The following is a 24,665-nucleotide window of genomic DNA, read 5'->3' as shown; positions in this document are numbered from 1 at the left end:
CATTTTTTGTAATTTTATTTCGCAATCGCGAATTTTTACAAAAGCCGCGCAAATGAAATAAACGAGGGAATACCAACGAGATGCCGCAGATTTTGCGCAAATTTCTGTATCGCTTCATGGCTTTGGCGATTCTGGGCAGCCTGACCACACCGATCGTGGCCAGCGCACAGGAATCGGGCCTGCCGATCCCGCGATTTGTCGCACTGCGCTCGGACAAGGTGTTTCTGCGCGCCGGTCCCGGCCTGCGATATCCAAAAGTCTGGATTTATCATCGCCGCAACATGCCGATGGAAGTGGTTTCGGAATTTGACACCTGGCGCAAGGTCCGCGACTGGGAAGGCAGCGAAGGCTGGGTCCATCAAAGCCTTCTGATCGGGTCGCGCCATGTCATTGTGACAGATGAAAACATAACACTGTATTCCGCAGCAGATAAAAACGCGCGCAAAATTGCGCTGGTTTCGGCCAGTGTCATCGGCAGGATCGAAGATTGCCCGACCAATGTCGACTGGTGTCAGTTGCGATTTGGTGATTTCGAAGGTTGGGCCCCGCGCCACGGATTCTGGGGCATCTATGAAGGCGAGAAAGTCGAAGGATAGAGCGCAAAGGATAAAACCCTTCGCCACCGCCCCTATCTCAGATCAATATCAGGCGTCGACTGAAACCCGATTGACCGGGCGGTCCGTGCTAGCAACGCCACCGCTGCTGCCAAAGGTGCCATTGCCGCCGCTGTCATATCCGCCAAAGGCCGGCACCCCAAACGGCTGAGCTGTGTCAGTGCCATTTTCAAGGAAGTCCTGATCGGCCAATGTGCCATCATCTTCTGCGTTCGGATCAAAGATCGGGTCTTCTTCACGCTCCGGCACAGGATCCTGTCGCGGCTCTGGCAGGGTTATGCCGCCCACGGCAACCGACTGGCTGGCAAGCTGGCTTGAAACATCCCCAAGATACGCCTGCAGGTTTTCGGAAATGCGTGCTTGCGCATCTTCGCGGCCAGTGCTTTCGGATGCAGCCAACTGCGCCTGCAGGATGTTTTCGCCCGCAACCTGGGAAACACGGTTTTGGTCCTGCGCGGTTTGCAGGCTGCCCTGATCGGCTGCCAGCGAAATTTCGCGATCTCGCAGGGCCTCTTGCGCCTCATCAACCAGTGTTCGAGCATTCGTAACACCCGCACTGTCGGACACATCAATACTCGAAAGCCCCGTCGCCAGATCCTCGGAACTGGATGCGGACAGTTCGACATCAATACGGTTGTCCGATGATGTCCCCGTCCCGACCTGAAGCGTGATCGTCTGATCAGACGCCAGAAGATCGCGATCCTCAAAGCTGCTATTGGCAGCGATATCATCGATCTGGGTCAGGTAATCTTCGATCTGCGCATTGAGTTGTGCGCGCTGCTGGGCGGAAAGATCGCTGTTTTCTTCGGCGACCGTGACCAGCGCATCGATCTCGTCAAGCGCGTCACCGATCCGGGATAAATCGCTGGATGCCTGACCAAGCAGTGAACTGGCATCACCGATCGTACTGTTAAGTTGCGAACTGGTGTAGCCCGCCCCCTGAAGCGAGTCGGCATTGCGGTTTGTGTTCTGATTGTCTGCGGAAAATTGGCTGCTGTCAGACGCAATCAACCTGTTCTGCGGTGCAATTGCACGCGCAGTATTGGTATAGATCGGCAGCTGACTGGCCAGTGGTTCCATCGTTTTTCCGCTCAAACAAGCCGGCAAAACAACTACGTGCTGCACGGGCAGAAGGATCGAGTTTTCTCGGCCCCCTGCCAACCTGACCATCCTGGTGTCCGGCGGAAATACCAGCTACTAGTATAGTATATCAGTGAAGAAAAATTAAGCCCCAAAGCACACCGGTCCGAAAACCGGCCTTAGCCATTGGTTGCACGCCGCAAGATCGCAAACAATTCAAGATGTGACGACCACAAGAACTGATCCACCGGCACGACTTTTTCGATCTCGTAACCCGCGTTGCGCAGCACCCGCATATCGCGGCTAAACGTTGCCGGATTGCACGATACGGCAAGCACCCATTCCGGCCCGTCAGCCGCCAGGGCCTCGCACTGGGCCAGGGCACCGGCACGCGGCGGATCAAACACCACCAGATCAAAATTGCGTAACTCATCACCCACAAGCGGCTGGCGGAACAGATCACGCCGCACAACCTTGATCGGGCTACCCGATTGCCCCACCGCGTATTGCAGCAATTCAACCGCACGCGGATCGCTTTCAACCGCCGTCACCGAGCGCCGCTTGCCTGAAAGTGCGAGCGAAAATGTAAAACTGCCCACCCCGCAGAAAAGGTCGGCGACGTTTTTCGGGGCGATCTCTGTCACCGCCGCCTTGATCACGTTCACAAGCGCCTGTTCCCCTTCGCGGGTGGCCTGCAAAAAACCACCGGGCGCAATCGGGACGTCGATCTTTTCAAAATGAACAATCGGGGTATGACGCGCGGCCAAGGGTTCGTCCGGGCGATCGCCTGTCTTCCAGCTCAGCCGTGCAATATTCTGGTGATCGGCAAACTCTGCCAGATCCTGGCGCATATCAAGATCGGGGTCATTGGCCGCCTGGATGAGCACATCCAGTCCGCTATCGGTCACCGTTACGAACACTTCCTTGATACCGCGCGCCTGTTCCGGCGTGCTTGCCTCAAGAAACATCACAAAGGCTTCGCGAAACGCCATCAATTCCGGGCGCAAAACGGCGCAGTTCGGCACATTGAGGACTGTATGGCTGAACCGCCCGTGGAAGCCGACAAAGACGCCGGTCGCCCCGACATGCACCGAAAAACCGGCACGGCGGCGGCTTCCCGGCGGCGAGATTTCAACATCGCCGATCAGTTCATCGGCATCTTGCGGATCAATACCGGCCCGCTGAACGGCCACCTTGGCCTTGTCGCGTTTCCAGATACGGTAATCATCATCATTCATGTGCTGCAGCGCGCAGCCACCGCATTCCTTGAAATGTGCACAGCGCGGTGCGCTATAGCCACTCGCGCGGGCGATTTCGGAAACTACTTCAGCGCCATAGCCATCGCCGCGCTTCTGGCGCAATGCAACGCGCACCTCATCGCCGGGCAAGACGCAATCTACATAGATCAGCACCGATTTACCATCCGGTGCCGTCACATGGGCGATGCCGTCGCCGCGCGCACCGATCTGCTCGACGGTGACGTCGGCTTCAAACCCGATCAGTGGATCACGCCGGGATGGCTGACGCTTGCGTCCCCCACGGGCACGGGGATTGCGGTGATGGTGTTTCATGATCTCTCTCTGGGGATGATCTTCACCGGCCTTGACTGCGGGTGCCGGATTTCCGCCTGAAATACACCACTTCACGTTTTCAGAACAGGGGCTAAGACGGATTTATTATCGACAAACCGCCGTCAAAACCCTGTCGCGAAATGCTTTTTGCGCCTTGCCGACAAAAATTATTCCGTAAATGAAGGCGACCAACCCCTTAAAGTCGTGTAAGAATATTACCATAAGATAAGGATAGCGGTTTCTGGCCAGCAAAATGTCGTTGCCGCTTCACGCATCTGCACCAGATTGTTCAATCAACGGATGGTTGCTGGCGATTGCAGACTTGCACACAACCTGATCGGGGAGGATCAGGCAAAGTCGCTGTGTTGGGGGAGAGATGGAAGAAGAAACAAAGCACGCAGAGGAAAACGCATCCAAGCAATCGTCCCGCCTGAAAAAGCGGGCCTTGGCGGCTGGTTTCCTGACGGCTGCTTTCTTCGTATCGGTCACTTTCTTTATCTGGCAAACCGTTCAGAATGACCGGCGGGCGATCCTGCAATCTGCCGGTCAGATCACGGCAAATGCCGTCGCCCAACAGATCAAGGCGATTGTGAACAACAATCTGGCCGTGCTTGAAAGCTTTGCAGACAATTGGCAAGGGGGCCCGCCAGAAGACGAACGCGAATATCTTTCGGTCGCAACCCCTCTGCAAAGCCGCTTCCCCGCCCTTCAGGCGATCAACTGGATCACGCCGAATTACATCATTCTTTATGTTGCCCCGATCAAGGGCAATGTACCGGCCATGGGGGCCGACCTGAAACGCCACCCGGTTGCTGGCCCGGTGCTTGATATCGCACTTGATCAGCGCCGCACTCAGATCACCCCGACGCTTGAGCTGATGCAGGGCGGACGGGGTTTTACGGCCTATAGCCCGGTTTTGGGGCGAAACGGCGAGATTATCGGCATTATTAACGGGGCGTTTCGCGTTCGCTCCTTGCTGGCGTCTGTGATCAATACCGAACAGGTCGAAGATTACAGCGTGCGTGTGCGCGAAGGTGACACCGTCCTGTTTGAAATCCGTGGCGAGGGGGATGACGAAACCCTGCAGCGCACCGTCGCCTTTGATGTGGTCGGGCGCCAGTGGCAGGTCGATGTTATCGCCGATCCGAAACTGGCACACAGCACGATCAACCCCGAACTGGTTCTGATTTTCGGGGCCTTTACCACGGTGTTGTTCACTGTCGTCGTCTTCTTGCTGGCCAACCGGCAGAAAACCGCGTTGCGCCGCACAGTGCATCACATCAATGCCGGCGATGACATCAATGACCTGTCGCTTTCGATTACCAAGCTTGACGGTCATCTAAAATCAATGTCACCGGAAACCGCCGATTTCTTTGACCTGCGCGAAGAGGATTACGGCTTTATCCGGTTTTATAATCTGGCACCGGAATTCCAGTCGGACGGCACAGCATCGCGCCGATCACAGGAAAAGATGTTGCTCGCAATCAATCGTGGTGACGAAGAATTGCGCGGCGAGTGGATTGTCCGCAGTGCCGAAGGCGTGCATGTGGTCTGTAACCTGGCCATAAAGCCGTCCACGACCCATTCTGATTGCGTCGACATTACCCTGCATCACAATCCGGCTGCCAATGCCTCGGTCAACCGGCTGCGCTATCTGGCAACCCATGATCCGCTGACCGGCCTTCCAAACCACGCACTGTTCGAGGACCGGCTTAATCAGGCGGTTGCCCATGCTAAGCGCTATGAAAAGCTGCTGTCGGTTCTGGTGGTCGATATCGATAACTTCCGCGCCATCAATGATCGGTTCGGTGCCGATGTCGGCGATGAAACGCTGCGCACGATTTCGGGACGCCTGCGCGCCACAGTGCGCGAAAAGGACACCTGTGCACGGTTCTCCGGCGATATGTTTGCCATCATCGCAACCGACCTGTCGGAGGCCGAAGGGGCCGCCTTGGTGGCTGAACGCGTGGTCGAAGCCATGTCGCAACCGATCCTGACCACCACCGGCGATGAAATCCGCCTGCATGTCAGTGTTGGTGTCGCGCTTTATCCAAATGATGCGCGTGCACCGTCGCAACTGATGGCCAACGCCGATGCCGCGATGTATCGAGCGCAGAAATCGGCGGAATCGTCTTATTGCTTCTTTGTCGAGACGATGAACAACGTCATGCATGCGCGGCTTTCGATGGAAACGCAGCTTCGGCGTGCGGTTGATGAAAAACGCTTCGTGCTTGAATATCAGCCGCGCTACCGGACATCGGATCGCAGCCTGACCGGGTTTGAGGCGCTGCTGCGCTGGATCGATGACAGCGGCAAGCGCCGCCTGCCGCCTGATTTCATTGCGGTTGCCGACCGCACCGGTCTGCTTTCGCCGCTGGGTCACTGGATCATTGAAACCGTTTGTAAGCAAGTCGCCGACTGGCGTCAGCAGGGCTATGTCCCGGTACCGATTGCGCTGAACGTTTCAAGCCGCCAGTTCATTCAGGCCGATCTGATCAAGAACATCACCGATCTGACCGCCGAACATGAAATCGATCCGGCGATGATCGAGATCGAGGTTTCTGAGGAAATCGCCATGCGCGATCCCGAACGCGCCCTTGGTCAGTTCTATCGGTTTGCCGAGGCCGGTATTGGTCTGACGCTTGATCACTTTGCGGCGGGGAATACGTCGCTTCGCTATCTCAAACGTTTCCCGGTTCAGCGTATCAAGCTGTCAAAATCGCTGTTTAATGTCGCACTTGATGAGCAACCCGAAAACAGCGTTCTGCAACCGGCAATCCGACTGTGTAAAAGCCTGAACCGCAAGGTCGTGGCTGTCGGTGTCGAGACAGAGGAACAGATGGCCTCCCTGCAGGCGGCCGAATGTGACGAAATGCAGGGCTTCCTGCTCTCCGCGCCGCGCGATGCGGTCGACACGCTCGAACTCCTGATCAAGCAGACACCAAACCAGCTCTCCTCGAAAAGCCCGTCAGGGCCGTCAGACGACAAGAAATCCGGATAAGCAATTATTCCGAGCAAAGCAAAACCCCGCACCTGCAAAGCTGCGGGGTTTTGTTTTTCAAAGATGATGCATGGTTCGTGGCTACAACAGGAAGGCCGCAGCCAACCCAAGGAAGGCAAAGAAGCCAACCACATCGGTAATGGTCGTCAGGAACACTGACGATGACACCGCCGGGTCGATCCCGGCCCGCTCCAGCCCAAGCGGGATCAGCGCCCCGAACAGCCCGGCAAACAGCAGGTTAATGATCATCGCAACCCCGATGACACCGCCAAGCAGCACATCATCAAACCACAGCCAGGTCACAGCCCCGGACAAGACCGCAAAGGCCAATCCGTTCAGGCCGCACACCGCAACTTCCTTACGGATGACGCGCCATGCGTTGGTGCTGGAAAGTTCACGGGTTGCAATGGCACGCACCGCAACGGTCAAGGTCTGTGTCCCGGCATTGCCGCCCATAGAGGCCACAATCGGCATCAAAACCGCCAGCGCCACCAGTTTTTCAATCGTGCCTTCAAACAGCCCGATGACAAGCGATGCCATAATCGCGGTCCCAAGATTAACCAGAAGCCACGTAAAGCGTGATCGCGTGGTGGCCAGAATGGCACTTGAAAGGTCATCCTCCTCGCCGACACCGGCAAGGCGCATCATGTCTTCTTCGTATTCCTCGTCAATAACGTCAACAACGTCATCGACCGTGATCACACCGACCAGACGCCCATTGTCATCGACAACCGGGGCAGAAATCAGGTCGCGCTGACGGAACAGATGGGCGACGTTTTCCTGTTCCTCGGTCACGACGACCGTGCGCATTTCTTCCGATTCCATGACGTCGCGGATCAGCACCGGGCGATTGGTGCGGATGACGCGTGACAGCGGCACAATCCCGACCGGGCTGTAGCGCGGATCGACAACGATGATGTCATAAAAATCTTCCGGCAGGCTTTTGGCCGAACGCAGGAAATCAATCGTTTGCCCGACCGACCAGTAATCCGGGATCGCCACCAGTTCGCGCTGCATGATACGACCGGCGGTATATTCCGGATAGGACAGCGCCTCTTCAACGCGTGCGCGTTCGATATCCGAAAGCGCGCCAAGAAGCTCGCGCTGCTCATCCTCGTCAAAGTCCTCAATGACCTCGACGACGTCATCCGAATCAAGTTCGGTGATCGCCTCGGCCACGACTTCGGTGCCAAGAAGCCCGATGACTTCTTCGCGCAGTTCGTCATCAAGTTCGGTCAGAAATTCCGGATCAAAATCCGGACGTATCAGATCGACAAGCTGTTCACGTTGATTGGAGCTGGCCCAACCGAGCAAATCGGCGATATCGGCAAAGTGCAGTTCCGCCAGAAGATCGGCCGCCTTGCCACCCTCTTCTTCGCCAAGGGCATCAAAAACTTCGCGGGCATATTCGGGAGTAAGGTCGACATATTCATCGCCGGAAGACGTATCCGCCGGACGGTCGAGTTCTTCGACTTGACCTGTCATCTGCCCCTCCCTGAATTAATGCGCTGCCGCTGTTTCCTGCAAAATATCAAACGCCGTGCCAGGCTTTTGGTTCCAATGCCCGACACGGCTGTTTCTGCGCCATCCCATGGCCCCGGTCAAGAGCCCGATGGCAGATCCCCACGCCGCCCCGCAATCGGGACATGGGCGGGATCAGGTTTTACTGGCCTTCCTGATTGCGCGTCACGGCATCAACCACGGCAATCGCCGTCATATTGACAATGCCACGCACGGTAATCGACGGGCTGACAACGTGGGCAGACTTGGCCGCACCAACCAAAATCGGCCCGACCGGAAGCCCATCGCCCAACATCTTGACCATGTTATAGGAGATGTTGGCCGCATCAAGCGTCGGCATGACCAGAAGGTTGGCCGAACCGCTCAGCATCGAGTGCGGGAAAATCCTGTCACGGATCGGCTGGGAAATCGCCGCATCCGCATGCATTTCCCCTTCGATCTCAAGATCGGGTGCCTGCGTTCTGATCAACTGAAGCGCATCGCGCATCTTACACGCCGACTTGTTCTCGTGGCTGCCGAAGTTGGAATGCGAAATCAGCGCGGCCTTTGGCGTAATGCCGAAACGCTTGACCACGTCTGCTGCCATGATGGCGGTTTCTGCCACATGTTCCGGCGTCGGATCCACCGACACATAGGTATCGGTCAGGAAGAACGTGCCCTGCTTCATGATCATCATATTGACGGTCGAGAAGTCGGTGACACCCTTGCGCAGGCCCACAAGATTGCGGACATAGCGCAGATGACGCAGGAAGCCGCCCTGACAGCCGCACAACATCGCATCGACTTCCCCACGACGCAGCATCAGGGCCGCAATCACGGTCGGACGGGTACGGACAATCGCACGGGCATATTCCGGGTTGATCCCGCGACGGCCCATGATGTTATGGAAGTCCTGCCAATCCTGTTCGAAATGCGGATTGTCATCGGGATCATGGATTTCGATCTGTTCATCCGGCACCAGACGCAGGCCAAGCTCGGTAATCCGTTCAAGGATGACTTCACGACGGCCAATCAGGACCGGATGGCAAATGCCATCATCGACAAGCACCTGACAGGCCTGAAGCACACGACGCGATTCGCCTTCGGGATAAACCACGCGTTTCTTGTGCGACCGCGCCACATCAAAGACCGGCTTCATGACAAGGCCGGAACGGAAGACGAAACCTTCCAGCTGCTGACGATATTCGTCAAAATCCTCGATCGGGCGTTTGGCCACACCGCTATCCATGGCTGCCTTGGCAACACGCGGCGGAATTTCCAGCATCAGGCGCGGGTCAAACGGCTTCGGGATCAGATACTCTGGCCCGAATTTAAGCTCCTCTCCGCCATAGGCGGTTGCCACAACGTCGGAAACTTCGGCGGTCGCCAGATCGGCAATCGCCTCGACCGCAGCGATTTTCATTTCCTCGTTGATCTCGGTCGCGCCGACATCAAGCGCACCGCGGAACAGGAACGGGAAACAAAGGACGTTATTGACCTGGTTCGGGTAGTCCGTCCGGCCGGTCGCCATCACCGCATCCGGGCGGATTTCCTTGACCAGTTCCGGGGAAACTTCCGGGGTCGGGTTGGCCAGCGCCATGATGATCGGGCCTTCGCCCATCTTGCGCAGCTCATCCTCGCCCATCACGTTCGGCGCGGAAAGCCCCAGGAAGATATCAGCCCCCTCAATCACGTCACTCAATGTCCGGGCATTGGTTTCAATGGCGTATTCGGCCTTCCACGGATCCATTTCCTCGGCCCGGCCCTTATAGACCACACCAAACCGGTCGGTGACCGTGATGTTATGCTTGGGTAAGCCCATGGAGACCAGAAGGTTCAAACAGGCAAGGGCTGCGGCACCCGCACCCGACGCAACAAGGCGGACCTTGTTGATATCCTTGCCGGTCACGCGCAGACCATTAAGGACCGCAGCGGCCACACAAATCGCTGTACCATGCTGGTCATCGTGGAAAATCGGAATATTGCAGCGTTCGCGCAATGCCTTCTCGATAATGAAGCATTCCGGTGCCTTAATGTCTTCGAGGTTAACACCCCCGAAAGTCGGCTCAAGTGCTGCAACGATATCGATGAATTTTTCCGGGTCGGTTTCGTTCACTTCCAGATCGAAAACATCGATATTGGCGAACTTCTTGAACAGAACCGCCTTGCCTTCCATCACCGGCTTGGAGGCCAGCGGGCCAATCGGCCCCAGGCCCAGCACCGCCGTGCCATTGGAGATCACACCAACCAGATTGCCGCGCGCGGTATAATCGACTGCGGTATCGGGGTCTTTGACGATTTCCTCGCAGGCAAACGCGACGCCCGGCGAATAGGCCAGGGCAAGGTCACGCTGGTTGGCAAGGGTGGTGGTTGCCGTTACGGACAATTTCCCCGGGGTGGGATACCGGTGATAGTCCAAAGCTGCTTCACGCAGCTTGTCATTTCTATTTGCCATTATAATACCTTTGATTTCAGGTATTTACATAAATTAACCGTAAATCGGTTAAATCCTGATAATTCACTCTAGCGGGACAGGCAGACTAATTCAGTTTTTGTCGCGATTGAAGCATTCAGTTCACATCAAATCAGTGGGCAGCATTGCACAATTCTCAATGCCGTACTTCACAACAAACCAAATACGACGCCCACCGGACACAGTCAGTACTGGTCCGACAATACAATCTCGGCATTCGCTGGTTGATCATTGTAAGGCATATGGGGTGGGACCAAAAACGAAAAACCCGGTTGGCTAAACTTATTGAAACTCGGCCATTGCAACATATTCACCATGATGCAAGCGCGGCTGACGGCCTGATCGTAGGTAGCGACTTTTAAATTCCTCTGTCGCATCAATCGAATGCAAAGCACATCCCTGTTTTCCAAGAAACGCCCCCAAGCGCGGTGCCTCCATCGACCATTTGATAGGCTCACCAATCAGTTTAAGATACAGGAACAACGCAAGCCGCGTATTGTTGCGCGGGCTTTCACGCGGCTCAAGTGCCGTAAACAGAAACTGGGTCCCCACACCAGTAAGATTGCGTATGGACTGAAACATATGCGTTATCTCGTCCTCAGTCAGATACATGGTCACCCCCTCACTGATGAAAAGGGTCGGACGGCTGCTGTCAAACGCGGCAAAACCTTGTAATCGGCTTTCGATGTTCTGGTGCGTAAAATCGACACTCAGATAAGACAGTTTTGCCTGATCAGTGGAAACAGCATCCGCCTGATCAAAGGCATTTTCTTTGAACTTCTGGGTATCGGGATGGTCGATTTCGATGAAATTCACATCGGCAAACTCGCGCGACAACCGATATGCCAGACTGTCAAATCCCGCACCAAGGCTGATCACCTGCGTCACCCCAGCGGCAATTGCTTCGCGTGTTTTTTCTTCGATGCACCGCTTGCGCAAAATGTAATGCAGCGTGATGCCCGGCAGAAAGATGAACTCGCGAATGGCTGTTTTGATCCTGATTGCAGGCTTGTCCAACTCTGCCAACCGTTTGCGGCCTTCGTCGGACGCCAGCAGAACCTGTTCGCCCAGGCGATACATTTCATCTGGCACCAGATACCGGTGTTCGGTGCATTTCGCGATATAGATCAGCCCCTGCAAAACCGTATAGGCTGTCGAGCTTGCGGTGTTTTCCTTCAAGAGTCCCTGCCTTCAAAAAAGGTGATCTGATGTTTGGAATATTCCAGCTTGTTTTCCGCCTGAAGCTTATCAAGGAAACGCTCTGCCTCTTCCAATGAGGCGCGCGACATATCGGCAAATTCCTGCACGGTCATTTTGGATCGCAAAATATCGGGGTTCCGAACATCTTCGACCGCCGTTCTGCGCAGCATTTCGACGAAATAGCTCAAACGCTCGTCCAAAGAGGCGTAGGCATAGATCATGCTCAGGTTGTTTGCGTCCCGAAGACGCGCAGACAGAACCTGCATCAGATCTTTTAGCCGCGTTGGATCCTCGTAGCTTTTTTCCCAGAACACATCGCGATTGATTACAACTAATTCGGTATTACGGCTTGCAACAGCGGTTGCAGATCTTTCGGAACTGTCAATCAGTGAAAGCTCGCCGAACATATCGCCTGACCCCAGCCGCGCCAGATAGAGCGTCTTGTCCGCGGATTCATGAAAGCAGGTAATATCAACGCCGCCCGTGGTGATCAGATAGGCTTCATCGCCCGGCTCCCCCTGGGAAAAAATTTTGCTCCCCTTGTCGACCAAATACCAGGTAAAGCACCCGCTGAACTGTTCCAGCAGGTCTTTTTTCTCTCGGAACATGCCAAATGCCCAGCGATACATTGACGCCATCGACGTTGCAAAGGGCGATATATTAACCCCAAAGTTCCCCATCGGCATCGGCGAGGACAACCTTTCCCACCCCAATCGTTCATAGATGCCCGCTGTCTCATCGTTCACCGTTGCAATGATATGGGTAACCCTCAAGTTATGACCGATATCAACAGCCATCCGCAGAAGCCCCGCAAACACATTGCGACGATTGCGCCACTCTGCTGCAATCGCAAGCATCCCGGCACTGGCAAAGACCGGCCGGCCACGGCCAGCAGCCTGTTCCTCTGCGACGATGCGTTCCCGGTAGGGTGTGAAATCAAAGGTGTGATCTGATGGCAGCTTAAGTGCGGTATCCAGATTGACCCGGATCGTCGCAATTGGAACGCCATCGTTATAGGCAATAATGTTGGCAACCGAAGGTATAGCGTCGAATATATCGACGATTGCATCATCATATTCTTCGGCAAACCGCCCCAACTCGGAATAGACCTGATACCGCAACCGATAAACATCGCTAAGCTCTTGTTCGGTTTCGGCAAGTTTTATTCTGATAGACATCGTATCGCCCTCGCTGTCCCGATGGCCTTATCGTGGGCAACCGCAAGTGGCTAGGTGACACCGACTGAAAGGGTATGGGACTTCCTTTAGTACCGGTTGTACACCAATACATCTCCAACAATACCCACAACCATAAGTAATACAAACAAAGTTTGTGCTGTTTGAGTTTACGCGATGCAAATGTATGCCGGAATCAAAAAGGCCCTCCCTTAAAAATAAGGAAAGGCCTTTTTGGTGCGGTCGAGAAGACTCGAACTTCCACGGGGGTTAGCCCACAGCGACCTCAACGCTGCGCGTCTACCAATTCCGCCACGACCGCATATGTTTGTCAGCAAGTCCCATGAGGTATTGAAGCGGGCTTGCCTTGGCGCGGAAAGGGAGATAGCAAATTGGTATCCCCTGATCAAGGGCTCATTTCACTTATTTGACAGGAAAAATGCAAAGCAACGCCCCAACCGCGCAAAACCCCGAGTGGCGCACCACCTCCGGGTTGGTTTCCTACCCCGAAGCCCTTGCCGAAATGGAAGCCCGCGCCGAAGCGATAAATGCCGGCGAAGCCCATGAACTTGTTTGGTTTCTTGAACATCCCCCGCTTTATACAGCGGGCACCAGCGCACATGTCGAAGACCTTGTCGACCCGGATCGCTTTCCGGTCTATGATGCAGGCCGTGGTGGGCAATATACCTATCACGGACCGGGTCAGCGCACGGTTTACCTGATGCTCGACCTCAAGAATCGCGGACGCGATGTCCGCGCCTATGTCCATAACCTTGAAGAATGGGTGATTCGCACCCTGGCCCTGCTTGGCATCACGGGTGAACGTCGGGATGGCCGTGTCGGTATCTGGGTCGTGCGCGATGATGGTCGCGAAGACAAGATCGCCGCCATTGGCGTGCGTGTGCGCCGCTGGGTGACCTTCCACGGCATTGCAATCAATGTCGCCCCCGACCTGTCACATTTTGGTGGGATCGTCCCCTGTGGCATTTCCGATCATGGTGTCACCAGCCTGAAGGACCTTGGCGTCGATATCCCTATGGCGCAGCTCGATCGCCTGTTAAAACAAACCTTTGATGAAATCTTTTCGTAAACACGATCCCTGAAACGGATCCGGGGCCATTCGTATGAGTGACACGTCGCAACCGGCCAAGGCTGACCCTGCCCAGGCAAAGCCAACCACCGGCAAGTCCAGGGGCCACAAGATGCCCGAAAGCGTTGCTGATGGCGGGATGGCCGATGCCGAACGCGACATTCTGGCCGAACTCGACAAGGCGCTTGGTGAACATGTGGCCCTTTTGCTGCGCTGGAACCGCAAACTCGCCCTGCCGGATTCGCCCACCGGTCCCGATGCCGATACGGACGATGACGATCATGATTGCGATTTCGGGGCCTGGTATGCGCTTAATCGCCATAACCGGCTGATTGACCAACCCGCCATGCATGCGCTGGCGGCAACCCATCAACAATTGCACGATTCGGCCAAGCGGCTTTTATCGGCGCGCGAAGTTGACGGCGAAGTTGATTCGGCCGAATTCGACATGATGGCACTGCGTGCAGAATCGTTCTTTGCCCAGTTACGTCGCCTTGAACGCGCTTTCAGAACCGCACGTTCGGATGTTGACCCTCTCACGGGCACCTATAACCGGCAAACCATGATGGGTGATCTGAATTCCGAACGGGAACGCGCGATCCGGACCCAAGTCCCCACCGCCATTGCATTGGTCGATCTCGATCACTTCAAATCGGTCAATGACACCTATGGCCACCAGGCAGGCGACATTGTCCTACAATCGGTGGCGGGCATCCTGCAATCGCATGTCCGCCCGTTCGATAAGGTCTATCGTTATGGCGGGGAGGAATTCCTGATCTGCCTGCCCAATGCCGATATGAAGCAATGTGCACGTGTGCTTGAACGCCTGCGCCGTGTGATCGAGGCATCACCGGTCACCATCAGCGATGAGACGGTTCTCCCCGTCACCGCCTCGATCGGGGCCGCCCCGATGACCAAAAGCCGCACGACCGAGCAAATCATCGAAAAGGCCGACAAGGCCCTTTATGCGGCCAAGGAAGGCGGGCGCAATCGCGTGCGCGTCTGGCGCAATCCGGATGGCAAGACGGCCTCTACGGCGTCAAAAACGGGCAAGGATGCGACCTGATCGGCGCACCACCCTCCACACAGACCGCAGCTGAACGCAGATCGCGAAAATTTTTCACCAACTGTCGCTGCAGCGCAGCACCCTTAATCTGTGGGGGATTTCAATTTATTAGCCGGGAAAAGTGTTTTTGTTCACTGCGAAGAACAAAAAATTCCGCATAAGCGAAATCTTGTCTTCACAAGTTGGAAACATATCTGCAAACTATAATAACAATAAGGCGGTCGGGTTTATAAACCCACGAGAGAGAAAAACGCTGCCGACTTGGGAGGGAATTCGTTTAGACCCGAACGGAGGCCCATGAATGTCCAGTTCTATGGATTTCGCGCCCGGCGATCCCGCCTTGATGCTGACCGTACTTCGCAGCGCCGAGGCAAATCTTGATCGCAGCATGCTGCTACGCCGTGTCTTATCCCTTTTTTGCACTGATGATGACGGCAATCAGGTTGCCATCGAAGACGGCCCTGACCTGCAGCGCCGTATCGACAGTGCCATTGCCCACCTCAAACTGGCTGGACTGATCCGCATGACGGCTGGTGACGAACTTTCGATCACCTCGCTTGGCTCTGCCATGATGATGGCCTACCCGATGGGCATTGATGATGGTGTGCTCTGCTCCCTGCCGGCATTCCGCAACAGCATCTATGAAACCCACGCCCCCGTGGTTCAGGAACGCCATCTGCCGAACTCGGCCTATGGTTCGGGCTTCTCGGCAGGTATCGATGCCCACCGCCTGACTGAAAACCCCTATCCGTCTGATTCCCGTGACTTTGAAGACTGGTTGATGGGCTGGGACGAGGCGCTTGATCAGGCCAAACGCGAAGCGGAAACGCTGGTGAACTGATCTCTGCACTGCCCATTATCGAAGTGGCAATGCGAGCAAAGATATGCGACCGGCACCGCAAACGTGATTTATCGGTGCTGTGATTTGAAGACCCGGCCATGCCGGTACTGCCGTGCCGCCCTGTGTAACGGCCCATGCCTGCCCGTTTGACCCGCAACGATGGCAACACGCCATTGTCACTGCGCACCAAACAAGGGCAGCGGCTTTTTGCCCCCTGATCGCAATTTCCTGAAAAATCCGCCGAAGGCCCCATCACCGCATCTGCACGTCCGCAGCGCAGCGCAACGCATGCGATGGCGACCCCGTGTGGCTTAATAATGGTTCGTGAAAAGCGCTGAGGTCAGGTCTCAGTCAGAAGAACGATCCGGGGAAAAGATCGAGACAACATTGTTTTCAACCCCCTCAGTGAACGCTGCATCTTCGGTGGGCGCTGCGTCCTCGCCTGTAGACGTTTCAAGCAAAGGCTCATCCTTGCCAGCATGGACACGCTTGTGCCCGTCATGCTTTTTATCCGCACTCTTGCGTTCCTGCTCGGTCAAACTGCGCTCGTCACGGGTTCGGCCATGCAAAGCCCGGTTCTGATCGGCCTTGCGGGACTTTTCATCACGCTGTTTTTGTTTGCGCACCTGACGCAGATTGACGAGATCGCCCATATCACTTTCCGGGTTTCAGCCTGCCAACAGGGCAAAGCCGCAAATAAAAAACGGGTGCTTCGATTTCGCGAAGCACCCGTTAGCCGTTCTTAAAATCCGTTGGTGTCCGGCAGGACTTAGCGCACGAAGACGTGCACCTCATTGGCCGAGACAGATGCGCTGGTCGCATCGGAAGCACGCACACGCGAGCTCGGCATGCCCATATCGGTCAGGGACCGAAGAACAGCCTGCGCGTTGCGCTTGGATTTGTTGGCGTTCAGCGCAACCTGCGCCGGGGTACCACGATTCGGCGTGACCGCAACCACATCAAAGCTTGCCTGCGGGCGGCGTTCCAGAACGCGGTTGACCGCGTTATAAAGCGCCTGTTCGTATTTCACGCTTGCCGTGTCAAAGCGAATGACAACCAGCGGGCGGTCACTTGGCGTGGATGCCATGCGCTGACCGCTTGATGCCGGTGCGGCCTGCGACTGGAAAACACGCTTGGAAAGGGAATCCCCGAAGATTTCGCCGTTTTTGACAGCCAGAGCCAGCGCATTAAGGTTTGCGCGCTCGGTACTTACATAAGACGTCTGACGGGCAAGGCTTTCGCTGATTTCATTAAGAAGACGGTCAATCAGCACCGTGGTGCGGTTAGTTTCGTCTTCAAGCAGCGCCAACTGACGGTGGTCTTCGTCAATCGCACCGGAAACCTGATAGGCCGAACGGACCGACTCAAGCAGGAAGGTCGACAGCGTGCTGTCGGCAGCAACCTTGTTGGCCAGCGAGTTCAGCGCGGCGATATCGTCGTTTACACGATCAAGTTCGCCCTGCGCAGTGTTCCACTGCTGCACCAGAACCGGGTTACCCGGCGTGGTGCCGACTTGCAGACGTGCGCTGATCGCAGCCACAGTGCCATGATAGGCCTGCGAATGCGATACAGTCTGTGCACGAAGCTGCTGCAATTCGTTGTTATGCTGGTTCAGAGCCGCCTTCAGACGGTTGAGCTCCTGCTGCATGTTCTCGACTTTGGAACCGACAAAGGTTCCGGTCTGAGACACACCGGTCAGCGGTTCCGTGCTTGCAGCAGCGGTATAGCTGGTGGTGGTGGCGTCAGCACCAGCCGGCTGAGAAGCAACGACGTTTTCCTGCGTCGTTTCCTCTTCTCCGGCAAGTGTCGGCCAAAGGGCCTCAGAAGAAAAAGAACATCCCCCCAGCATCAGGGCGGTGCCGATTACGGCGAGGTAGGTTTTACGAACGGCCATTTCGATCTATTACCTAAGTAGAAATATGCGAATCTCCCTGGGCTTGCCTTTTTATCTAGGTGAAACAAGCCCCTGCTCCCCCGGGATTGAAAGCATCTTAGTCTACGACCACTTATGGAACAAGACGCATTTGCCCCTTTTTTGCCGAGTCTTGTCCTTATTCACTTTAAACCGGACAAAGCCGGGCAAAACAGGGCCGTAGCAGTCAGGCAAACCGCGCCTTACGAAAAAATGGCAAAATTTCAAATTTACTACTTGCAATGACCAGCTCGTTTGCATAAGTTCCGCTCCGCCGACGAGGAGCAGTCCTTTGCAAACCGCCGGAAAACAAGGCAAAGCGCCCGTAGCTCAGCTGGATAGAGCATTTGACTACGAATCAAAAGGCCGGGAGTTCGAATCTTCCCGGGCGCGCCATTGAAAGGCTCGACGTTAGCGCGTCGAGCCTTTGCCTTTTATACAAGCCAAAAAGCGCCCGTAGCTCAGCTGGATAGAGCATCTGACTACGAATCAGAAGGCCGGGAGTTCGAATCTTCCCGGGCGCGCCAGTCAAAGGCCCGACGTCACCGCGTCGGGCCTTTGTGCATTTAAGCCCCCTCCCCACACAAAAGACTTGCCGTCCCGTGCCCTCAAAAGAAATGGGAACATCGAAACCGGGATGATAAGGTTTGCCAGAACTGCCTCACGAGGAAACACCGAGAAAATACAAGGAGTGCCGCGATGAAAGCCAATACCCGCATCTCAGTGTCCTGCAATGACCGCGTTGGACTGGTGTCTGACATCACCGGACGGCTTTTTGATATCGGCGCCAACCTTGGACCGACCTCGTTTGCGCTAGAAGGCGCGACGGCAAAGTTCGAAACCAGCTGCGAACTGCCCGAAGACTGCCCGATCAGTGAATGTGAAACCGGCCTGCGTGAACTCGCACTTGAAAATGCCGATATCACGGTTGAGGCCATCGCGGCTGCCCCGGAACTGACAACCGCACCGGGCGCCACCCATCTTATTGAATGTTCAGGGATTGATCAGCCGGGCCTGATCGCGCGCCTGTCGGAAATCTTTATCGAATACAACGCCAACATCGTGCGCCTGGCCGCATCTGCCACCGACGAGAAGGATGCCCGGATCTATACCCTGCGCTTTGCGGTTGCCATTCCGCCGGAACGTTCGGCCAATTGCCTGGCAACCCTTGCCAATACGGCAGGCTCGATGCGCCTTGTCTTCAAGTTTGACGAGCTTTAATCAGATCACCACCCGGTTCCGGCCTGATTGCTTTGCCTGATAAAGCTTCTGGTCGGCACTTTTTAGTACCGCCCACGGATCGGTGGTGTCTTCGTCACGTTCGCACACACCAACTGAAATGGTGACCGAAACGGATTTGTTTTTGTCCGGCGGGGTGATCTTGTTCTCCGCAATACGTTGGCGCAGGGCATCAAGCGGTTCTTCGGCGCGTTCTGCTGTGCGTCCGGCGAACAGGACGGCAAATTCTTCGCCGCCATAACGGTATGCCTTGCCCCCGCCGCCAACACGGGCCAGTTCACGCGCGACCTTTTTAAGGACGATATCGCCAACATCATGGCCATATGTGTCGTTGAACTTCTTGAAGTGATCAACATCGAGCATCGCAATCGCATATTGATTGCCAAGTTCGGCCATCGCATGCCCAAGGGCACGCCGCCCCGGCAAACCGGTCAGATCATCAACAAACGCCATTCGCCAGGCTTCTTGCGCCAATCCTGCCAGCACGACACCGGTTGCCGCCAGATACCCATATTGAATAACGCCTGCCCCCATCACGGTGGCAACATCTATGGCAATGATTGCGCTCGCAAAGCTGGTTTCAAGTGGCTTGTGGCGGATTAAAAGCAACACCACTGCGATGACTGAAATGATCATCGCCGGATGGGGCATGGCACCCAGAATGCCGCTACTGACAAAAAAGCGCGTATCAAGCACACGGTGAAGTGCCGATCCAACATCGGGTTGGCCGGCCAGCATCAGCATGACAAAAATCTGCAAACCCAAAATCAGCATTCGGGCAATGCCGCGCGGATTTAAAACACCGCGCTCTGCGGTAAAGCCCAGCAAAAGCAGATTGACCGGGATCAGATAAAGCGTCGCAACCCTAAGAAACGCCAATCCCTCGGCCGAAATGCCCGCCCCGTTGCCAACCGGAAGCCAATAGCAAATCAGCAGCAACAGCATGACGAAAACCGCACGCCCGCGGTTAAACCACCAGCCAATCGCCCCGCCCAGCACCGCCAGCAAGAATGGCCCGTATCGCACAAGCCCGGCAAGTTCTGCGGGCACCAGCGCCGGGGATACGGCCAGCACAAGGCACGCCCCCATAATAAGCGCAGGCGCCAGACCGGCAGAAACAACGATGGAATAAGCGCGACGCATGGGTCGTTTGATACTACCTGCTGATAGGGACTTTCGGGCGCGCCTTTGGCCACAAACCCGATATTGTCGGTAATCTAACGACAGTCTTGTTAAGGGGCTATTGCTTTATCGGGCTTATCTCGAGTTTTTCTGAAGTACCGACCCTGTGCGTCGAAAGCACTAGAAGGATAAGCGTATTTGGTCTTGCCAGCATTCGCATCCGCACCATAGATTAACCACAGGATTACTGCGACGCACAATGATCGCAGGCCACATAACTGTCACGGCGGCCACGGTACGATCCCGAAAACGGGACGCAAGAATACGCCACATGCTTCGCGCGATGATCCCTTGTTGATCCGTCGCCTGCGACGCACTGATTGAAATGACAGGTTCTGGAGAAACGTTACCATGAGCTTCACCACACCGACCCCGGCCCCGGCACGTCTGAACCGGTCCGAACTTGCCGTTCCCGGCAGCCGGATCGAACTGTTTGAAAAGGCCGCCAAATCCAAGGCCGATGCCATTTTCCTTGATCTGGAAGACGCCGTTGCGCCCAGCGACAAAGAACAGGCACGCAAAAACATCATAGCGGCCATCAATGATATCGACTGGGGCGACAAGATTCTGTCGGTTCGTATCAACGGTCTTGATACCCATTATATGTATCGCGATGTCGTCGACGTTCTCGAACAGGCCGGCGATCGACTGGATCTGATCATGATCCCCAAGGTCGGGACCGCGGCGGATGTTTACGCCCTTGATATGATGGCAACCCAGATCGAAACGGCCAAGGGCCGCAAGAAACGCATCGGGTTCGAGCTGATCATTGAAACCGCCCTTGGCATGCAAAACATCCACGAAATCGCCGCCGGTTCGCCGCGCAATGAAAGCCTGCATTTCGGTGTTGCGGATTACGCCGCCTCGACCAAGGCGATGACGACCGGCATTGGCGGTCCGAACCCGCATTACGGCGTTCTGACCGACAAGGATGGCGACAATCCGCGTGACTATCACTGGGGCGATATGTGGCATTACGCCATTGCCCGGATGGTGGTCGCGGCACGTGCCAATGGTCTGCGCCCGATTGACGGTCCATTCGGTGATTTTTCCGACCCCGATGGTTACCGCGCACAAGCGGCCCGCGCCATGGTACTGGGTTGCGAAGGCAAATGGGCCATCCACCCAAGCCAGATCGCGCTATCGAACGAGGTTTATTCACCGTCGGAAGAAGAAGTCACCAAGGCCAAACGCATCCTCGAAGCCATGGAAAAGGCCCAGGCCGAAGGGGCCGGTGCCGTCGCCCTTGATGGCCGCCTGATTGACATTGCCTCGATCAAACAGGCCGAAGTCATGGTTCGTCAGGCCGAAGCCATTTCCGCACGCGACGCGGGCTAAGTCCGCAACGAGAACCAAATCAGAAAGGGCCGGCGGTTTCATCCCCGGCCCTTTTCCCGTACGCCAACAACAAAGAAGCTGACTTAATCTGCAATACCGTCAAAGGTGATTTTGCCGATTGCCTTGCCACTTTCAAGCAACGCATGCGCCTTTTGCAGACTTTCCGGTGACAGCGGGCCAAAGCTTTCATTGGCGGTGTTGGTGATCGTTCCATCATCAACCAAATGGGCCACAGTCGCCAGAAGCTTGTGCTGTTCAATCATGTCAGCCGTCTGGAACATCGAACGGGTAAACATGAACTCATACGAGAAGCTCGCAGACTTGGCTTTCAAGAGATCCACATTGTGGTTTTCCGTGGCCTCGGTAATTGTCACGATCCGGCCCTGCGGGGCGATGATTTCGGCCATCACATCAAAATACTGATCGGTTTCCGAGGTGCAGAAAATGTAATCGACATTGGCAATATCAATTGCTGCCAATTCTTCATCCAGCGGATTGCGATGGTTGATGACGATATCCGCACCAAGCTTTTTAACCCAGTCAATGGTTTCCGGCCGCGATGCGGTCGTAATCACCTTAAGGCCCGCAAGCTTGGCCAACTGAATGGCGATTGACCCCACGCCACCGGCACCACCGATGATCAGGATCGATTTCGATGCGTTGACATCAATTGCGGTGCGGTCAACCAGAAGACGATCAAACATTGCTTCCCATGCCGTGATGCTCGTCAACGGCAGGGCTGCGGCGGCCGCAAAATCAAGCGACTTTGGTTTCGATGCCACAATGCGCTCATCAACCAGTTGGAACTGCGCGTTTGACCCCGACCGGGTCACATCGCCAGCATACCAAACTTCATCACCCGCACTGAACAGGGTCACATTTTCGCCAACAGCCTCGACGATACCGGCTGCGTCCCAGCCAAGCACCTTGAACTCACCATCATCCTGCTTGCCCTGGCGGACTTTGAAATCGACCGGATTAACCGCGACACCTTTTACCCGTACGAGGATGTCATGGCCCTCCGCCACCGGAATATCTGTTTCGATCTGGGTGAACAGGTCCGGGGTTTCGACCGGCGCGGATGTGTAAACACCAATGGCTTTCATTTCTGCATCCTTTTCATCAAAGGTTTGAATTGTGAATGTGAAACAAATAGACCATAATCACGATTGTGATAAGTACGCACAATTTATGCATATAGTATTAATTTGTATACTAATGTGATTTTCTGCGAAAGAAGAACCAGCATCGCGCCTTCCCCGTCGATATCGACGCCGTCAAAGGAGACACCTGATGGATATCTGCCCACCCAACAGAAGCCCCGGCTGCCCGGTTGAGGGCGCCCTTGATCTGATTGGTGGCAAGTGGAAAGGCGTTGTGATGTTTCATCTGCTTGATGGCAAAAAACGCTTTAACGAACTACGCCGATTGATGCCTGGCGTTACCCAGCGCATGCTGACCCGTCAGCTCCGCGAACTTGAGGCGGATGGTCTTGTCCATCGTGAAGTTTACGCAGAGGTTCCGCCGCGCGTTGAATACAGCCTTACACCGAAGGGTGAAACGCTACGGGCCATCATTTTGGCCTTAAAGGATTGGGGCGAAACCCACGTTCCTTATTATTCACTGTCCAAACACCCTATGCCTGACAGTGAAACAACATAATCAGCTTACGCTAAGATCGCGCGCCATCTTCCAGAAAGTCGTTCTGTCATATCCCTCATGAACACCTTCGCCGGCAATCTCAAAGCCGCGCGATTTAAAGAACGCGATATTGTCTTCAAGCTCAACCCGCACGTGAAGGCGCATATTCTGTTTGCCGCGATCTCGGGCAAAGGCGCAGGCTGCCTCGACCAATGCCTTGCCCGCACCCGATCCCTTGAGCCCCGGATCGACCGAAAGTTTGTAAAGATAGGCATCCTTGCCGACATCCTCGATCCAGATTTGTCCGATGACATTGCCCATGCCATCGCGGGCGACAAACAGCGTGTCGCGGGCGAAACGCCATTGCAGTTCGGAAACCGAAACCGATTTGGCCGAGCTTGGCGGATCAACGATGCCGTCCTGAAAGGCAAAAGCGGCAAGCAGGATTTCAACAAGCCTCTCAAACGAAACTTCATCGGGGGTTTCGATGAGTGTGATCTCGATACTGGACGTCATGGGGTTCCACGTGCAAACTGTCGGGTGTGATGTGTGAACACTACGCCATAATCCTTACGTAAACGGAAAATATGGACTGCTCTTAGCTCCGCCCTTGACGTAGCGGGTCGATATACTATGTTCCGCCCCATTGTTTCCCAGTCGGATATGATGCACTGATGCATAACTTCCTCGATTTTGAAAAGCCGATCGCCGAACTTGAAGGCAAGATCGAAGAGCTCCGTCACCTGACGGGCAATGACGAAGTCAACATCGCAGACGAGGTGTCGCGCCTGCAGGAAAAGCTGACCAAGCTTTTGCAGGGCACCTATGGCAAGCTGACCCCCTGGCAGAAAACCCAGGTGGCGCGCCATCCGGATCGTCCGCATTTCACCGACTATATCGCCAACCTGTTTGACGATTTTACCCCGCTGTCCGGTGACCGCCAGTTTGGCGAAGACGCCGCAATCATCGGCGGCTTTGGTCGTTTGCAGGGCCGCACGGTGATGGTCATCGGCCATGAAAAAGGCCGCGATACCGAAACCCGTGTAAAGCACAATTTCGGCTCCGCCCGTCCAGAAGGTTATCGCAAGGCGATCCGCCTCATGCGTATGGCTGAACGGTTCAACATTCCGGTTGTCACCCTTGTTGATACCGCCGGTGCCTTCCCGGGTGCCGATGCCGAAGCACGTGGCCAGTCCGAAGCCATCGCGCGTTCGATCGAAGCCTGCCTTGATATCAAAGTGCCGTTGGTTTCCGTGATCATCGGTGAAGGCGGATCGGGTGGCGCGATTGCCTTGGCCGTCGCAAACTCGGTGCTGATGCTTGAAAACTCGATTTACTCGGTGATTTCGCCTGAGGGTTGCGCATCGATCCTTTGGCGTTCTGGCGAAGAAGCCAAAACGGCTGCCGAGGCGCTGCGTCTGACCGCACAGGATCTTTTGCAGCTTGGCGTCATTGATGAAATCGTGCCCGAACCGCTTGGCGGTGCGCAGCGCGATGCCAAGGAAGCCTGCAAACGGGTTGGCAATGCCATCATCAAGTCGCTTGAAAGCATGGACGATGTCGAAGGTGGCGTTCTCAAAGCCCGCCGTCGCGACAAGTTCCTTGAAATGGGCCGCAAAGGCCTGAACTGATTTTCCATTCAGGGCGCAGATCATCGCGTGTGATGCTGCGCCCTTTTGTTATTTTCCGGCGCAGTCTGTCCGTCGGTGACATCCGGCACAATGAAGCGCCCTTTTCCGACC

The 24,665-nt window shown here is 55.5% G+C and carries 20 protein-coding genes and 3 tRNA genes; 11 read left to right on the top strand and 12 right to left on the bottom strand.

The annotated features are described in order from the left end of the window. Positions 1–80 precede the first annotated feature (80 nt). Entirely contained in the window at positions 81–596 is a 516-nt protein-coding gene (locus tag ACXAF0_RS05675) for an SH3 domain-containing protein (RefSeq protein WP_475344667.1), read from the top strand. A 48-nt stretch (positions 597–644) separates the two neighbouring features. On the opposite strand, the gene ACXAF0_RS05670 is transcribed toward ACXAF0_RS05675, so the two are convergent. After that, positions 645–1,694 carry a flagellin N-terminal helical domain-containing protein gene (locus ACXAF0_RS05670; RefSeq protein ID WP_475344665.1) on the bottom strand — a complete coding sequence of 350 codons (1,050 nt, stop codon included), beginning with the start codon at positions 1,692–1,694 and terminating at the stop codon, positions 645–647. Between the two features lie 179 nt (positions 1,695–1,873). Beyond that, positions 1,874–3,265, bottom strand: coding sequence for a class I SAM-dependent RNA methyltransferase (locus tag ACXAF0_RS05665; RefSeq protein WP_475344663.1), 1,392 nt, complete (start codon positions 3,263–3,265; stop codon positions 1,874–1,876). Between the two features lie 376 nt (positions 3,266–3,641). On the opposite strand from ACXAF0_RS05665, the gene ACXAF0_RS05660 reads away from it, so the two are divergent. After that, positions 3,642–6,266: a bifunctional diguanylate cyclase/phosphodiesterase gene (locus ACXAF0_RS05660; protein WP_475344661.1), complete on the top strand. Its 2,625-nt coding sequence runs from the start codon at positions 3,642–3,644 to the stop codon at positions 6,264–6,266. Positions 6,267–6,347: 81 nt separating this feature from the next. Here the strand turns inward: ACXAF0_RS05660 and mgtE are convergent, their stop codons facing one another. The 5 genes from mgtE to ACXAF0_RS05635 all read right to left on the bottom strand — a co-directional run bounded on the left by mgtE (position 6,348) and on the right by ACXAF0_RS05635 (position 12,936). Beyond that, a complete protein-coding gene (gene mgtE / locus ACXAF0_RS05655) occupies positions 6,348–7,751 on the bottom strand; it encodes a magnesium transporter (protein WP_475344658.1) in 1,404 nt (467 codons plus the stop codon). 178 nt (positions 7,752–7,929) lie between these two features. After that, complete coding sequence (locus ACXAF0_RS05650; RefSeq protein ID WP_475344655.1) at positions 7,930–10,221, bottom strand: NADP-dependent malic enzyme; 2,292 nt, start codon at positions 10,219–10,221, stop codon at positions 7,930–7,932. A 300-nt stretch (positions 10,222–10,521) separates the two neighbouring features. After that, entirely contained in the window at positions 10,522–11,418 is an 897-nt protein-coding gene (locus ACXAF0_RS05645; RefSeq protein WP_475344653.1) for a class I SAM-dependent methyltransferase, read from the bottom strand. Continuing rightward, the gene (locus tag ACXAF0_RS05640; RefSeq protein WP_475344651.1) at positions 11,415–12,617 is read right to left on the bottom strand and encodes an N-acyl amino acid synthase FeeM domain-containing protein; all 1,203 of its coding nucleotides are present in this window, start codon (positions 12,615–12,617) and stop codon (positions 11,415–11,417) included. Before ACXAF0_RS05640 ends, ACXAF0_RS05645 begins: the two co-directional genes overlap by 4 nt. 232 nt (positions 12,618–12,849) lie before the next feature. Continuing rightward, a tRNA-Leu gene (locus tag ACXAF0_RS05635) sits at positions 12,850–12,936 on the bottom strand. A gap of 117 nt (positions 12,937–13,053) precedes the next feature. On the opposite strand from ACXAF0_RS05635, the gene lipB reads away from it, so the two are divergent. The 3 genes from lipB to ACXAF0_RS05620 all read left to right on the top strand — a co-directional run bounded on the left by lipB (position 13,054) and on the right by ACXAF0_RS05620 (position 15,611). Continuing rightward, the gene (lipB, locus tag ACXAF0_RS05630) at positions 13,054–13,704 is read left to right on the top strand and encodes a lipoyl(octanoyl) transferase LipB (protein ID WP_475344649.1); all 651 of its coding nucleotides are present in this window, start codon (positions 13,054–13,056) and stop codon (positions 13,702–13,704) included. 34 nt (positions 13,705–13,738) lie between these two features. Then, on the top strand, positions 13,739–14,770 hold the full coding sequence (locus tag ACXAF0_RS05625; RefSeq protein WP_475344646.1) for a diguanylate cyclase: 1,032 nt from the start codon (positions 13,739–13,741) through the stop codon (positions 14,768–14,770). A gap of 301 nt (positions 14,771–15,071) precedes the next feature. After that, a complete protein-coding gene (locus ACXAF0_RS05620; protein WP_475344644.1) occupies positions 15,072–15,611 on the top strand; it encodes a hypothetical protein in 540 nt (179 codons plus the stop codon). Positions 15,612–15,958: 347 nt separating this feature from the next. Here the strand turns inward: ACXAF0_RS05620 and ACXAF0_RS05615 are convergent, their stop codons facing one another. Next, positions 15,959–16,264, bottom strand: coding sequence for a DUF4169 family protein (locus tag ACXAF0_RS05615; protein ID WP_475344641.1), 306 nt, complete (start codon positions 16,262–16,264; stop codon positions 15,959–15,961). A 116-nt stretch (positions 16,265–16,380) separates the two neighbouring features. Then, positions 16,381–17,505, bottom strand: coding sequence for an OmpA family protein (locus ACXAF0_RS05610; RefSeq protein ID WP_475344638.1), 1,125 nt, complete (start codon positions 17,503–17,505; stop codon positions 16,381–16,383). A gap of 337 nt (positions 17,506–17,842) precedes the next feature. On the opposite strand from ACXAF0_RS05610, the gene ACXAF0_RS05605 reads away from it, so the two are divergent. The 3 genes from ACXAF0_RS05605 to ACXAF0_RS05595 all read left to right on the top strand — a co-directional run bounded on the left by ACXAF0_RS05605 (position 17,843) and on the right by ACXAF0_RS05595 (position 18,744). Further along, positions 17,843–17,919 (top strand) — tRNA-Arg (locus ACXAF0_RS05605). Between the two features lie 54 nt (positions 17,920–17,973). Beyond that, positions 17,974–18,050 (top strand) — tRNA-Arg (locus ACXAF0_RS05600). A 172-nt stretch (positions 18,051–18,222) separates the two neighbouring features. Continuing rightward, positions 18,223–18,744: a glycine cleavage system transcriptional repressor gene (locus ACXAF0_RS05595; protein ID WP_475344635.1), complete on the top strand. Its 522-nt coding sequence runs from the start codon at positions 18,223–18,225 to the stop codon at positions 18,742–18,744. On the opposite strand, the gene ACXAF0_RS05590 is transcribed toward ACXAF0_RS05595, so the two are convergent. Next, positions 18,745–19,905, bottom strand: coding sequence for a GGDEF domain-containing protein (locus ACXAF0_RS05590; RefSeq protein ID WP_475344633.1), 1,161 nt, complete (start codon positions 19,903–19,905; stop codon positions 18,745–18,747). Positions 19,906–20,295: 390 nt separating this feature from the next. Here ACXAF0_RS05590 and ACXAF0_RS05585 point away from each other — a divergent pair, with 390 nt between their 5' ends. Beyond that, positions 20,296–21,282 carry an HpcH/HpaI aldolase/citrate lyase family protein gene (locus tag ACXAF0_RS05585; RefSeq protein ID WP_475344631.1) on the top strand — a complete coding sequence of 329 codons (987 nt, stop codon included), beginning with the start codon at positions 20,296–20,298 and terminating at the stop codon, positions 21,280–21,282. A gap of 83 nt (positions 21,283–21,365) precedes the next feature. Here the strand turns inward: ACXAF0_RS05585 and ACXAF0_RS05580 are convergent, their stop codons facing one another. Beyond that, positions 21,366–22,388 carry a zinc-binding alcohol dehydrogenase family protein gene (locus ACXAF0_RS05580; RefSeq protein WP_475344627.1) on the bottom strand — a complete coding sequence of 341 codons (1,023 nt, stop codon included), beginning with the start codon at positions 22,386–22,388 and terminating at the stop codon, positions 21,366–21,368. Positions 22,389–22,575: 187 nt separating this feature from the next. On the opposite strand from ACXAF0_RS05580, the gene ACXAF0_RS05575 reads away from it, so the two are divergent. Further along, positions 22,576–22,944 carry a winged helix-turn-helix transcriptional regulator gene (locus ACXAF0_RS05575; protein WP_475344624.1) on the top strand — a complete coding sequence of 123 codons (369 nt, stop codon included), beginning with the start codon at positions 22,576–22,578 and terminating at the stop codon, positions 22,942–22,944. On the opposite strand, the gene ACXAF0_RS05570 is transcribed toward ACXAF0_RS05575, so the two are convergent. After that, positions 22,945–23,439 (bottom strand): GNAT family N-acetyltransferase, encoded by a 495-nt coding sequence (locus ACXAF0_RS05570; RefSeq protein ID WP_475344621.1) that lies wholly within the window; start codon positions 23,437–23,439, stop codon positions 22,945–22,947. A gap of 158 nt (positions 23,440–23,597) precedes the next feature. Between ACXAF0_RS05570 and ACXAF0_RS05565 the strand changes: the two genes are divergently transcribed. Next, positions 23,598–24,554, top strand: a complete 957-nt coding sequence (locus ACXAF0_RS05565; RefSeq protein ID WP_475344620.1) for an acetyl-CoA carboxylase carboxyltransferase subunit alpha — start codon at positions 23,598–23,600, stop codon at positions 24,552–24,554. Positions 24,555–24,665: the final 111 nt, after the last annotated feature.

This window comes from Thalassospira sp. ABD4_177 (genome assembly GCF_056160125.1).
Note: the sequence above shows the minus strand (reverse complement) of the source record. Positions and strands in the feature narration are given on the sequence as shown.